This window comes from Cellulosimicrobium sp. SH8, from assembly GCF_025818875.1.
Classification (GTDB): Bacteria; Actinomycetota; Actinomycetes; order Actinomycetales; family Cellulomonadaceae; genus Cellulosimicrobium; species Cellulosimicrobium cellulans_D.
Map to the genome: position 1 here is coordinate 183,865 of NZ_JAMXMH010000008.1, position 13,839 is coordinate 197,703.

At 71.1% G+C, this 13,839-nt stretch carries 6 protein-coding genes; all 6 read left to right on the forward strand.

Going from position 1 to position 13,839, the window contains the following annotated elements:
* Positions 1-335: 335 nt before the first annotated feature.
* The 6 genes from NF338_RS12775 to NF338_RS12800 all read left to right on the forward strand — a co-directional run bounded on the left by NF338_RS12775 (position 336) and on the right by NF338_RS12800 (position 13,766).
* Complete coding sequence (locus NF338_RS12775; RefSeq protein ID WP_264031128.1) at positions 336-1,349, forward strand: ABC transporter substrate-binding protein; 1,014 nt, start codon at positions 336-338, stop codon at positions 1,347-1,349.
* 221 nt (positions 1,350-1,570) lie between these two features.
* A complete protein-coding gene (locus NF338_RS12780) occupies positions 1,571-3,109 on the forward strand; it encodes a sugar ABC transporter ATP-binding protein (RefSeq protein ID WP_264031129.1) in 1,539 nt (512 codons plus the stop codon).
* Positions 3,106-4,164: an ABC transporter permease gene (locus NF338_RS12785; RefSeq protein WP_204540067.1), complete on the forward strand. Its 1,059-nt coding sequence runs from the start codon at positions 3,106-3,108 to the stop codon at positions 4,162-4,164. The genes NF338_RS12780 and NF338_RS12785 overlap by 4 nt, the downstream gene beginning before the upstream one ends.
* Before the next feature lie 80 nt (positions 4,165-4,244).
* A complete protein-coding gene (gene yjfF / locus NF338_RS12790; RefSeq protein ID WP_264031130.1) occupies positions 4,245-5,222 on the forward strand; it encodes a galactofuranose ABC transporter, permease protein YjfF in 978 nt (325 codons plus the stop codon).
* Between the two features lie 269 nt (positions 5,223-5,491).
* On the forward strand, positions 5,492-9,373 hold the full coding sequence (locus NF338_RS12795; RefSeq protein ID WP_264031131.1) for an alpha-L-arabinofuranosidase C-terminal domain-containing protein: 3,882 nt from the start codon (positions 5,492-5,494) through the stop codon (positions 9,371-9,373).
* Positions 9,374-9,587: 214 nt separating this feature from the next.
* Complete coding sequence (locus NF338_RS12800) at positions 9,588-13,766, forward strand: beta-L-arabinofuranosidase domain-containing protein (protein ID WP_264031132.1); 4,179 nt, start codon at positions 9,588-9,590, stop codon at positions 13,764-13,766.
* Positions 13,767-13,839: the final 73 nt, after the last annotated feature.

A 13,839-nucleotide genomic window follows, 5' to 3' on the forward strand; every position in this document is an offset into this window, starting at 1 on the left:
CGTGACCGAACCGTGACGGGTGGCGGCTTCCCCTCCGCGCGTGTGAGCGCTAACATCGTCTCTCGGGAGGGTGTGAGCGATCACATCCGCAGGTCTGGGGCTCACGGCCTCGGCAGGCTCCGCACGGACGGCACGCCGCGGTGTCGGGCGGTGACCACAACGGTTACCGAACGGTTATGCGGAATGTCAGGTCGGGACTTGCGGGAGGGGCACTGACACCGCTAGACATTGACACAAGCAAACATGTATCAACAAGAGTCAACAGTCCGATGGTGGACTGGCACGACCCGACGACCCTCGGCACGGCGCCGAGGTCGCATCTCAAGGAGGAGAGCATGTTCAGCACGACCAAGGCGCGCACGCGTCTGACGGGTGTCCTCGCCGGCGTGGCGGTCCTCGCGCTCGCGGCGTGCAGCAGCGGGGGCGGCAGCACGGACGACAGCAGCAACGACGCGGGTGGCGACGGCGGCAGCGGCGACGCGATCGTCGTCGGCTTCTCGCAGGTGGGCGCCGAGTCCGGCTGGCGCGCGGCGAACACCAAGTCCATCCAGGACACGCTCACGGCCGAGAACGGGTTCGACCTCAAGTTCTCCGACGCGCAGCAGAAGCAGGAGAACCAGATCCAGGCGATCCGCTCCTACATCGCGCAGGGCGTCGACGTCATCGCGTTCTCCCCGGTCGTCGAGTCCGGCTGGGACGCGGTGCTCGAGGAGGCCCGCGACGCCGGGATCCCCGTGATCCTCACGGACCGCGCGGTCGACTCCGAGGACGAGACGCTGTACGAGTCGTTCATCGGCTCGGACTTCATCCTCGAGGGCGAGATGGCCGGCGACTGGGTCTCCGAGGCCGCCACGGAGCCGATGAACGTCGTCGAGCTCCAGGGCACCACCGGTGCGGCGCCCGCGATCGACCGCAAGACCGGGTTCGAGAACGCCACGAAGGACAACCCGAACGTCACGATCATCGACTCCCAGACGGGCAACTTCACGCGCGCCGAGGGCAAGACGGTCATGGAGGGCTTCCTCCAGGCGCACGACGACATCGACCTCGTCTACGCGCACAACGACGACATGGGCCTCGGCGCCATCGAGGCCATCGAGGCCGCGGGCCTCGTCCCGGGCGAGGACATCCAGATCGTCACCGTCGACGCGGTCAAGGACGGCATGCAGGCGCTCGCCGACGGCAAGATCAACTTCATCGTCGAGTGCAACCCGCTCCTCGGCCCGGACCTGGCGGAGATCATCAAGAAGGTCGTCGCGGGCGAGGAGGTCGAGAAGCGCATCGTCGTGGAGGACCAGTCCTTCACGCAGGAGCAGGCCGTCGAGGCGCTCCCGACGCGCGAGTACTGACCGGCGCCGAGCGGCCGTCCCGGAGCGATCCGGGACGGCCGCCCGCCCGGCGGTCCGGTCGACGCCGACCGGCCCGCCACCACGGACGGGTCGCGCGCCGGGAGAGCACGTCTCCCCGGCGCGCGGCCGACGCACCACCGCCGGCATGCCGACGTCGCCGGCGTCCTGAGGCGCCCCGGGGCCCGGCAGCCCCGTCGCCACCGCTGCACGGAAGGTCACCCATGACTACCGCCGTCCCCGACGGTCGACCCGTCGTCGAGATGACCGGGATCTCGATCGAGTTCCCGGGCGTCAAGGCGCTCGACGGAGTCGACCTCACGCTCCGGCCCGGAGAGGTCCACGCCCTCATGGGCGAGAACGGCGCCGGCAAGTCGACGCTCATCAAGGCGCTCACCGGCGTCTACTCGATCGACTCCGGTCGCATCGTCGTCGACGGCGCCGAGCACACGTTCTCGGGCCCGGGCGAGGCCCAGGCCGCCGGTGTCTCGCCGGTGTACCAGGAGGTCAACCTCTGCGAGAACCTCTCGGTCGCCGAGAACATCATGCTCGGCCACGAGCCGCGCCGGCTCGGCGCGATCGACTGGCGCGCGACCCGCCGCCGCGCGGGCGAGATGCTCGCCCGCCTCAACCTCGACATCGACCCGGCCTCGTCGCTCGCGGCCCACTCGCTCGCCGTCCAGCAGCTCGTCGCGATCTGCCGCGCGCTCGTCGTCGAGTGCAAGGTCCTCATCCTCGACGAGCCGACCTCGAGCCTCGACGCGGACGAGGTCGCCCAGCTCTTCGCCGTCGTGCGGCGGCTGCGCGACGAGGGCGTCGCGATCCTCTTCGTCTCGCACTTCCTCGAGCAGGTCTACGAGATCTCCGACCGCATGACGGTCCTGCGCAACGGGAAGCTCGTCGGCGAGTACGTCACCGCCGAGCTCCCGCGGCTCGAGCTCGTCTCCAAGATGATCGGCACCTCGCTCGAGGTGCTCGAGGAGCTCGAGGAGGCGCCCAAGCGCTCGGTGGCCGACCGCGAGGCGACGCCGTTCGTCCAGGCTCTCGGCGTCGGTCGCAAGGGCTCGGTGCAGCCGTTCGACCTCGACGTGTACCCGGGCGAGGTCGTGGGCCTCGCCGGCCTGCTCGGCTCGGGCCGCACCGAGCTCGCGCGCCTGCTCGCCGGCGCGGACCGCGCCGACTCCGGCCAGGTGCGCGTGGGCGGCGCGCCCGCGCGCCTGCGCACGCCGCGCAGCGCGATGCAGCACAAGATCGCGTTCTCCTCGGAGCACCGCAAGGCCGAGGGCATCGTGGGCGACCTGACGATCCGCGAGAACATCGTGCTCGGCCTCCAGGCGGAGCGCGGCTGGGCGCGACGCCTGCCGAAGAAGCAGGTCGACGAGATCGTCGAGACCTACATCAAGGCACTCGCGATCCGCCCCGGCAACCCGGACGCGCTCATCAAGAACCTCTCGGGCGGCAACCAGCAGAAGGTGCTCCTCGCGCGCTGGCTCGCGACGGCGCCCAAGCTGCTCATCCTCGACGAGCCCACGCGCGGCATCGATGTCGGCGCCAAGGCCGAGATCCAGAAGCTCGTGGCCCAGCTCGCGGGCGAGGGCATGTCGGTCGTGTTCATCTCGGCCGAGCTCGAGGAGGTGCTGCGGCTCAGCCACCGCATCGCCGTCATGCGCGACCGCGTCAAGGTCGCGGAGATCACCAACGACGAGGACGTCACCGTCGAGGACGTCGTCGAGCTCATCGCGAGCGGAGGGCAGGAGTCATGAGCACCACGGCACCCGCCTGGCAGCGCGCCGTCCAGCACCGGCTCTTCTGGCCGATCGTCGCGCTGGTCGTGCTGCTGGCGGTCAACACCATCAACCGGCCGAGCTTCCTGTCGATCCGGCTCCAGGACGGCCACCTGTTCGGCTCGCTCGTCAACCTGCTGAAGAACGGCGCGCCGCTGCTGCTCGTCGCGCTCGGCATGACGCTCGTCATCGCGACGCGGGGCATCGACCTGTCGGTCGGCGCGGTCGTCGCGATCTCCGGCGCCGTCGCGCTGAGCTTCATCGCGTCGTCGCCCTCGCCCGACAGCCTGACGACCGTCCTGGTCGCCGCGGGGATCGCGCTCGCGCTGTCCTTCGTCCTCGGCGTGTGGAACGGCTTCCTGGTCTCGGTCCTCGGGATCCAGCCCATCATCGCGACGCTCGTGCTCATGACCGCGGGCCGCGGCGTCGCGATGCTCATCACGGGCGGCCAGATCACGACGGTCAACAGCGCGCCGTTCAAGGCGATCGGCTCCGGCTTCTGGTTGGGGATCCCCGTGGCGGTCGTGCTCGCGGGCCTGGTGTTCGCCGCGGTCGCGCTGCTCACGCGCCGCACCGCGCTCGGCATGCTCATCGAGTCCGTCGGCATCAACCCCGAGGCGAGCCGCCTCGCGGGCGTCAAGTCCCGCAGCATCATCTGGACCGTGTACGCGGTGTGCGCGCTGTTCGCGGGCCTCGCGGGTCTCATGATCTCGTCGAGCACCATGGCGGCCGACGCCAACAACGCGGGTCTCTTCATCGAGCTCGACGCGATCCTCGCCGTCGTCATCGGCGGCACGTCGCTCGCGGGCGGCAAGTTCTCGCTCTCGGGCACCCTGGTCGGCGTCCTCATCATCCAGACGCTCACGCTCACGGTGACGATGCTCGGCATCTCGCCGTCCGTCACGCCTCTGTTCAAGGCGATCGTCGTCATCGCGGTCTGCCTCGCGCAGTCCCCGAAGGTGCGCGACGTGGTCGCCGCCCGACGACGTCGCGCGGCCCCGACGGCCGCCGCGGCCGCGGAGGTGAGCGCCTGATGTCCGCCGTGCAGACCCCTGCCCCGACCTCGCCCCCCGACCCCCGGGGCGCCGAGACCGTCACCCCCGGAGGCCCGAGAATGACCGAGCGTCTCACGAGCCGCTTCCGCCTCGACCGGCGCTACCTCCCGGTCCTGGGCACGTTCGCGGTGCTCGCGCTCATGCTGGTGGTGGGCGGCAGCCGGTACGAGAACTTCCTCTCGGCCCGCGTCATCTCGAACCTCTTCATCAACAACTCGTTCCTCATCGTGCTCGCGGTCGGGATGACCTTCGTCATCCTCACGGGCGGCATCGACCTGTCGGTCGGCGCGGTGGTCGCGCTCTCGGGCATCACGACGGCGTCCCTGCTCCAGAGCGGCTGGCCCGTCGCCGTCGTGCTCCTCATCTCGGTCCTCATCGGGACCGTCCTCGGCCTCGCGGTCGGGTTGATGGTGCACGTCTTCGACATCCAGCCGTTCATCGCGACGCTCGCCGCGATGTTCCTCGCGCGCGGTCTCTGCTACGTGATCTCGCTCCAGTCGATCCCGATCACCGACGAGTCGTTCGTCGCCCTGGCGGGCTGGAGCCAGCAGTTCGGCGACGGGTGGCGCATCACGACCGCGGTCATCATCTCCCTCGTCGTCGTCGCCGTCGCCTTCTACGTGCTGCACTACACGCAGTTCGGGCGCACCGTGTACGCGATCGGCGGCGGCGAGCAGTCCGCGATGCTCATGGGCCTGCCCGTCGCCCGCACCAAGGTGCTCGTGTACGTGGTGAGCGGCACGTGCGCCGGCATCGGCGGCCTGCTGTTCGCGATGTTCTCGCGGTCCGGCTACTCGCTCACCGGCGTGGGCATGGAGCTCGACGCGATCGCCGCGGTCGTCATCGGCGGCACGCTGCTCACGGGCGGCACGGGCTTCGTGCTCGGGTCCGTCCTGGGCGTGCTCGTGCTCGGCCTCATCCAGACGATCATCACCTTCGAGGGCACGCTGAGCTCGTGGTGGACCAAGATCGTCATCGGCGTGCTGCTCCTGGTCTTCGTGATCCTGCAGCGCGTGCTCGTCGTCAGGCGGAGGTGAGCCGGTGGTGCCCGGCCCGGCTGGCGCGTCGTCCTCGTGACGCCGCACCGGCCGGGCCCGGCACCACGGCCGTCTGCCCGGGCGGCTCGCCCGGGGATCACCGGAGCTGGACGGGGGCCGGCACCCCTGGGTCGGTCGGGCGCGTGCTCGACCGGCGGTGTGTCACGACATGACCCTTGTCGAATGTGAGCGTTCACACTAGGCTCGGCCACGATCCTGTTAACGCTCACACGCAACGGTGCGTGTCTCTCGACGATGAGAGGAAGCCCATGGATACGTCCCTTCACCCGCCACGGCACCGAGCGGTCCGCCGCCGACGCACGGTCGCGCTCGCGGTCGTGACCGGCCTGGTCGGCGCGGTCGCGCTCGCGACGTCGGTGCCTGCCTCCGCCGCGGAGCCCGACCTGCCCGACGGCGCTCAGGTCGACGCGTTCGACGGCGCCGCGCTCGGCGCGGACTGGACCGTCGTCAACCCTGTGCCCGAGGCGCTCGCCGTCTCCGGCGGCGCGCTCCGGCTCACGTCCCAGCCGGGCGACACCTACCAGGACGCGAACAGCGCCAAGAACGTCGTGCTGCTCGACGTGCCCGCCGGCGACTTCACGGTCGTCACCCACCTCGAGGCGCCCGTCGCCACGGTGTACCAGGGTGCGGGGCTCGTCGCATGGCAGGACATGGACAACTACGTCCGGTCCGGCCTGACGTTCGTCGGCAGCCTGTCGCCGTCGGGCCGGGCGATCGAGAACGACGTCGAGAGCGGCGGCGTCTTCACCGCGGCCGCGTTCACCGACCGCCCGGGGTCCACGGGCGAGACGCTGCGCATGCAGCGGACCGGCGACACCATCGCGACGTCCTACTGGGACGGCACCGCGTGGCAGCCGGCGGGCTCCGTGACCGTGGACTTCCCGACGACGCAGGTCGGCCTCTACGCGCTCGCCGCGCAGAACGGCGCGTCGCACACGGCGGCCTTCGACTACGTCGCGCTCCAGACCGCGGAGGGCGCGGACCAGGTGCCCGACGGCGCGTTCACGCTCGCGGGCCCGGGCGACGCCCGGTACCTCGTGGCGACCGACGACGGCCTCGCCCTCGACGACGAGCGCCCCGCGACGACGGTCGCCCTCGACGCGACGGCGGCCGACGGCGCCGAGGGCACGTCCCCGGTGACGCTCGCCGTCGACGACCGGCCCGTCGTCGTCTCCGGCGCGTCCCGGCTCTCCCTCGGAGCCGCGGGCGAGGACGCCGCGACCCTGCGGCTCACCGACGCGGGCGGCGGGAAGGTCTGGCTGCGCGACGCGGCCGACCCCGAGCGGTACGCCGGCGTGCGCGCGGAGGACGGTGCGCTCGTGCTGGGCGCGCGCGACGCGGCCACGAAGCTGACGATCACGCCCGCCGCGAGCGCGGACCACGAGATCACCGTGGACCTCGCCGGCGAGCGCACCGCGACGAGCGACGAGCTGTACGGCATCTTCTACGAGGACATCAACTACGCGGCCGACGGCGGCCTGTACGCCGAGCTTGTGCGCAACCGGTCGTTCGAGTTCAACAACCAGGACAACGGGTCGTTCACCGGGCTCACCGCGTGGAGCGCCGCGAACCGCGGCGGCGCGACGGCCACGACGCAGGTCGTGAACGACGCCGGGCGGCTCAACGCGACGAACCGGAACTACCTCAACCTCACGACGACCGCGGCGGGCGCCGGCGTGCGCAACGCCGGGTACAACACGGGCCTGTTCGTCGAGGAGGGGGAGTCGTACGACTTCTCCGTCTGGGCGCGGTCGGCGACGGCGCAGACGGTCACCGTCCGGGTCGAGGACAACGCCGGGACCACGGCATACGCGACCGGCCAGGTCGCCGTCGACGGCTCCGACGTGTGGAAGAAGTACGACGTCACGCTCACCGCGACTGGCACGACGAACGCCGGGCGCCTCGCGCTGCTCTCCGGCGCGGCGGGCACGCTCGCCCTCGACCAGGTCTCGCTCTTCCCGCAGGACACGTGGGTCGGCCCGGTCAACGGCCCGTCGGTGCTCCGCAAGGACCTCGCCGAGAAGATCGACGCGCTCGACCCGCAGTTCCTGCGCTTCCCCGGCGGCTGCGTGACGAACGTCGGCACGTTCCGCACGTACGAGGAGTCGAACTTCACCGACCGTCGCCGCACGTACCAGTGGAAGGAGACGATCGGCCCGGTCGAGGAGCGCGCGACCAACTGGAACTTCTGGGGCTACAACCAGTCGTACGGCATCGGGTACCTCGAGTACTTCCTCTTCGCCGAGGACCTCGGCGCGACGCCGCTGCCCGTGGTGTCGGTCGGGGCCAACGGCTGCGGCAGCACGATCCCGGAAATGACGGACCCCGCGCAGATCCAGCGCTGGGTCGACGACACGGTCGACCTGATCGAGTTCGCCAACGGTGACGTCACGACCGAGTGGGGCGCCGTGCGCGCCGAGCTCGGGCACCCCGAGCCGTTCGGCCTGAAGTACCTCGGCCTCGGCAACGAGGAGAACACGAAGACGTTCGAGGCCAACTTCCCGGCGTTCCGTGACGCCATCGCGGCCGCCTACCCGGACGTCCAGATCATCTCGAACTCCGGGCCGGACGACACGGGCCAGCGCTTCGACGAGCTGTGGGAGTTCAACCGCGCGCAGGACGTCGACCTCGTCGACGAGCACTACTACAACGACCCGCAGTGGTTCCTGGAGAACGACGAGCGCTACGACACCTACGACCGCGAGGGGCCGCACGTGTTCCTCGGCGAGTACGCGTCGCGCGGCAACACGTTCGCCAACGCGCTCGCGGAGGCCTCGTTCATGACCGGCCTGGAGCGCAACTCCGACGTCGTGCGGCTCGCGTCGTACGCGCCGCTGCTCGCCAACGAGTCGTACGTCCAGTGGTCGCCCGACGCGATCTGGTTCGACAACGACGAGTCCTGGGGCTCGGTGAACTACTACGTCCAGCAGCTGTTCTCCGCGAACGCGGGCGACGAGGTCGTGCCCAGCACGCACGCCGGCCCGGCGCCCGCCGACGCGACGCTCGACGGCGGCGTGTTCCTCTCCACGTGGAACACGGCCGCGCAGTACGACAACGTGCGCGTCACCGACAACGCGAGCGGCGACGTGCTCTTCTCGGACGACTTCGAGTCCGGCGCGTCGCAGTGGGAGCCGCAGTCGGGCACGTGGGCGGCGCAGGACGGCGCCTACGTCCAGTCGGCGACGAACGTCACCGACGCCCGGTCGATCGTCTCCGGCGCGTACGCGAAGGACTGGTCGAGCTACACGCTCGAGCTCGACGCGCGCAAGACGTCGGGCGCCGAGGGCTTCCTCGTCGGCTTCGCCGCCGGCGGACCCAACGACTACTACTGGTGGAACCTCGGCGGGTGGAACAACTCGCGCCAGGCGCTCCAGCGCGCGTCGGGCGGGAGCGCCAACGAGGTGAAGGCGGTCGAGAACCACAGCATCGAGGCCGGTCAGCCGTACCACGTCAAGGTCGTCGTCGAGGGATCGACCATCGAGCTGTACCTCGACGGCGAGCTCCAGATGTCCTACGAGCAGCCGTCGACCAAGTCGCTCTACCAGGTCGTCACGCGCGACGACGACACGGGCGACGTCGTCGTCAAGGTCGTCAACCCCACCGCGACCGCGGCGCGCACGCAGGTGCACGTCGAGGGGCTCGAGGCCGGCACGGGCATCGCGCCCGACGCGACGGTCACGGAGATGGTGGGCGCGCCGTCGGACACCAACACCAAGGCCGACCCCGAGCGGGTCGTCCCGGTGGAGCGGACGCTGACGGGCGTGGGGGAGGAGTTCTCCTACGAGTTCCCCGCGCACTCGATCACGTTCGTCCGGCTGCACGCGTCCGACGCGGCGCCCGAGCTCGACCTCGCGGTCGAAGTCGCGCCGCGCTGCCTCGCGGGCAAGGCCTACGTCGCGGTCCGCGCGACGAACGGCGAGGACGTCCCGGTCTCGGTGACGCTCACGACGCCGTTCGGGCAGAAGACGTTCGCGGACGTCGCGCCGGGCAAGAACGCGTACCAGTCGTTCGCGACGCGCGCGACGTCGGCCCCGGCGGCCGTCGCGACGGTGACGGGCACGGCGACGCTCGACGGCGAGCAGGTCACCACGACCGCCGACGTCGCCTACGACGCGCTCGACTGCGGCTGAACGATGCCGAGATAGAACCGCAGGTCGCGAGGTAGAAGCCTCCGCGCTCTACCTCGCGACCGCCGGTTCTACCTCGCGAGAGCCGCTTCCCTCGTGGCCGGTCCGGCGGGCCACGAGGGCGCGGCCCGCGCCACCCGCGCGGGCCGCCACCGCACGACACCGCACGTCTCGACGCGCGGGCGACGACGCCCGCGCGCGACCCTGAGGAGCAACGATGCACCCCCGACCGACCGACGGCGTCCGCCGTCGACCCGGCGGCGCGGCCCGGCTGGCCGCCGTGGCGACTGCCGCCGCTCTCGCCCTCACCGCGTGGGCGCCGTCCGCCGTCGCGGCCGACGCGCTGCCCGCGCCCGTTCTCGACCTCGCGTTCGACGGCGACGTCGCCGACGCGAGCCCCCTCGCCCACCCCGTGGCCCTGCGCGGCCATACCGGCTCCGCGCCGACCGGCTACTCCTACGTCGACGGCGTCGACGGGGCGGGGCAGGCCCTGCGCCTGAGCGGCAGCACGTACCTCGATCTCGGGTCGTCGACCGCGCTCCAGCCCGAGGACCTGACGCTCTCGTTCTGGGTCGAGCCCAGCGGGAAGCTGTCCGGCGAGCACGTCATCACGTGGAACAAGCGGGCCTACAACTCCGACGGCTGGTACCTGTCGTCCGAGTCGGACACGGTGCCGCTCGCGCTGTCGGTGGGCCCGGCGTCGGGCCAGCCCTACAAGGTGCGGGTCGCGAGCTCCGACCGCGCGGCGTTCTTCCCCGCGGACGAGTGGACGCACGTCGTCGTCACCTACGACCACGCGACGAAGGACGTGGCGTTCTACCGCAACGGCGAGAAGGTCCCGTCCACGGTGGCGAACGCCGTCGGCGGCGACGCGACGGGCGTCCTGGGCTCGGACCCGGCGCTGCCCAAGACGATCGGGTTCAACGGGCCGCAGTACAACGGCGCCTACCTCAAGGCCGCGCTCGACGACTACCGCCTGTACGACGCCGTGGCGGACCTGGGCGACGTCGTCGGGCTCTACGAGGCGAGCGGGCGCACGGTGGACCGCGACGCGATCGCCCAGGACGACGCCGACGCGCTGTCGCTGCCCGAGCGCGCGACCGTCGCGCTCGTGCTGCCGACGACGGGCTCGCGCGGCTCGACCGTGACGTGGCGGTCGTCGCACCCTGAGATCGTCGGGACCGACGGGACCGTGGTCCGGCCGGCGGTCGGCGAGGACGACGCGCACGTCACGCTCACCGCGACCGTGCGCTACCTGGACGGCGAGCCCGTGACGCGCGACCTGGAGGTCGTCGTGCCCGCGCTCGTCGACGAGACGCCGCTGGAGGACACCGCGCTGTCGTCCGTGCTGCTCTCCGACGACTTCCTCCAGAACGCCGCGGCGAAGGAGCACGAGTACCTGCTGAGCCTCGACTCCGAGACGTTCCTCTACGAGTTCTACAAGGTCGGCGGGCTCACCCCGACCACCGCCGCCGGGTACGGCGGCTGGGAGCGCAGCAACGCCGTGAACTTCCGCGGCCACGCGTTCGGGCACTACCTCTCGGCGCTCGCGATGTCGTGGTCCTCGACGCAGGACGAGGCGACCAAGGCCGCGCTGTTCACCGAGATCGAGGAGGGCGTGGGCGGGCTCGCGCGCGTGCAGGACGCCTACGCCGCCGCGCACCCCGGCTCGGCCGGGTACGTCTCCGCGTTCCGCGAGTCGATCCTCGACCAGGTGCAGGGCACCGGGACGTCGGACGAGAACGTCATCGTGCCCTGGTACAACCTGCACAAGGTGCTCGCCGGTCTGCTCGACGTCGCCGAGCACGTCGACGGCCCCGTCGGGGACCAGGCGCTCGCCGTCGCGACCGAGTTCGGGCTCTACGTGCAGGGGCGCGTGGCGAAGCTCCCGAACACGGACGTCATGCTGCGTACCGAGTACGGCGGCATGAACGAGGCGCTGTACGAGCTGTTCGACCTCACGGGCGACGTGCGCATCAAGGAGGCGGCCGAGGCGTTCGACGAGGTGACGTTCTTCCGCCAGCTCGCCGCGGGCCGGGACGTGCTGCCGGGCAAGCACGCCAACACGCAGATCCCCAAGTTGCTCGGCGCGCTCAAGCGCTACCAGGTGTTCACGCAGAACCCCGAGTACTACGACCTGCTCACGCCTGCCGAGAAGGACGAGCTGCCGATGTACCTCGCGGCGGCGGAGAACTTCTTCGACATCGTGGTGCGCGACCACACGTACGTCACCGGCGCGAACAGCCAGGCGGAGCACTTCCACGCGCCCGGCTCGCTGCACGAGCGCGCCGACGAGCAGGGCACGGCACGCAACGCCGAGACGGCCGAGACGTGCAACGAGTACAACATGCTCAAGCTCGCGCGCGAGCTGTTCACGCTGAGCAAGGACGTGCGGTACGCGGACTACTACGAGAACGCGTTCATCAACACGATCCTCGCGTCGCAGAACCCCGAGACCGGGACGACGACGTACTTCAACCCCATGGCGTCGGGCTACCACCGCGTCTACAACCTGCCGTTCACCGAGTTCTGGTGCTGCACCGGGACCGGCATGGAGAGCTTCTCCAAGCTCGGCGACTCGATCTACTTCACCGGCCAGGGCTCGGTGTGGGTCAACATGTTCTTCTCCTCGACGGTCGAGCACGCCGAGCAGAACCTGCGGCTCACGCAGGAGGCGAACCTGCCGAACGAGGACACCGTGACCTTCCGCGTCGACGCGCTCGACGGCGGTGCGGTCGCCGAGGACGCGACGCTGCGCCTGCGCGTGCCGTCGTGGATCGCGGGCGACCCGGGCCTGGAGGTGAACGGGGCCGCCGTCGAGCCGGTCGTGTCGCGCGGGTACGTCGTGCTGCCCGTCGCCGCGGGCGACGTGGTCCGGTACACGATGCCGATGGCGGCGTCCGTCGTCGACACCCCGGACAACCCGTACTTCGTGGCCTTCCGGTACGGGCCGGTCGTGCTCTCCGCGACGCTCGGCGAGGTCCCCGAGCCGGCGTGGCAGGGCACGGGCATCCTCGTCCGCTCCGCCACGCGCGACGCCGACGCGCAGACCACCATCACGGCGGCGAACATGGGCGCCGACGAGTGGAAGGAGCGCATCGCCGAGAACCTCGTGCGGGTCGAGGACGACGCCGAGGGCCGGGTCCAGCTCGAGCTGCGCAACACCGCGGACGGCGGCGACCTCGTCTTCACGCCCCACCACACCAACTGGGACGTGACCTACGGGCTCTACCTCAACCTCGACGAGCCGGACTCCGCGGCGTCGCAGGAGCGCATCCTGCGCGCCAAGGAGGCGCTGCGCGACGCCGACCGCACCGTCGACAGCCTGACCAGCTTCGACAACAACAACTTCGAGAACGCGAAGAACCTCCAGCAGAGCGGGTCGTCGGTCGGGGCGTTCTCCGGACGCCAGTTCCGCCACGCGAACGGCACGGGCTGGTTCAGCTACGACCTCATGGTCGACCCGGCCTCGGCGTCGAACCACCTGGGCGTCACGCTCTACTCCGGCGACCAGGGCCGCGTGTTCGACGTGTACGTCAACGACGAGAGGCTCAAGACGATCACCACGGTCGCGAACGCCCCGACCAAGGACGAGCAGGGGTTCTACGTCGACACGACGCAGCTCCCCGCCAAGTACCTCGAGATCGGGGAGGGGACGCGCTGGAAGGTCGACAGCGCGGGCGAGTACGTGCTCGACGAGGACGGCGCGCGCATCCCCGTGGTCACCGTCCGCTTCCAGGCGACAGGCGGCTGGGCCGGAGGCGTGTTCGGCGTCCAGGTCGACCGCGCGGCGTCGTACGACGCGACGCCCGGGCTCGCGGCGCTCGCGTTCGACACCGGGTCGCTCGCCCCCGCGTTCGACCCGGCGGTGACGGACTACACCCTCACCGTGCCCGCGGGCACGACGAACGTCGTGCTCGACGCCGACCCCCACGTGCCCAGCGGCCTCGTGCGCGTCGACGGCGTGCTCGTCGACGACACGCAGGGTCGGGTCGTGCCGCTCCCCGCGGACGGGTCGGGGCGGACCGTGGAGGTCGTCGGCGTCGCGCAGGACCACGAGACGGCCACGACCTACCGGGTCGAGATCGTGCCGGGCACGACGGCCGTCGTCCCGCTCGACGTCGAGGTCTCGTCGCGCTGTCTCGCCGGCAAGGTCTACGTGGCGGTCCGCGCGACGAACACGGGCGCCACGCCGGTGGACGTCACCCTGTCGACGCCGTACGGGGAGAGGTCGTTCACGGCCGTCGCCCCGGGCGCGAACGCCTACCAGTCGTTCGCGTCGCGCACGACGACGGTCCCCGCCGGCACCGCGACGGTCTCGGCGACGGCGGTGCTCGACGGCGCCCCGGTCACCACGACCCACGACGTCGACGTCGAGCCGCGCGCCTGCGGCTGAGCCCGGACGCTGCGACGGCGTCCTCACGGCCCGGTCCGACAGGCCGCGAGGACGCCGGTCGCAGCGTCGCGGC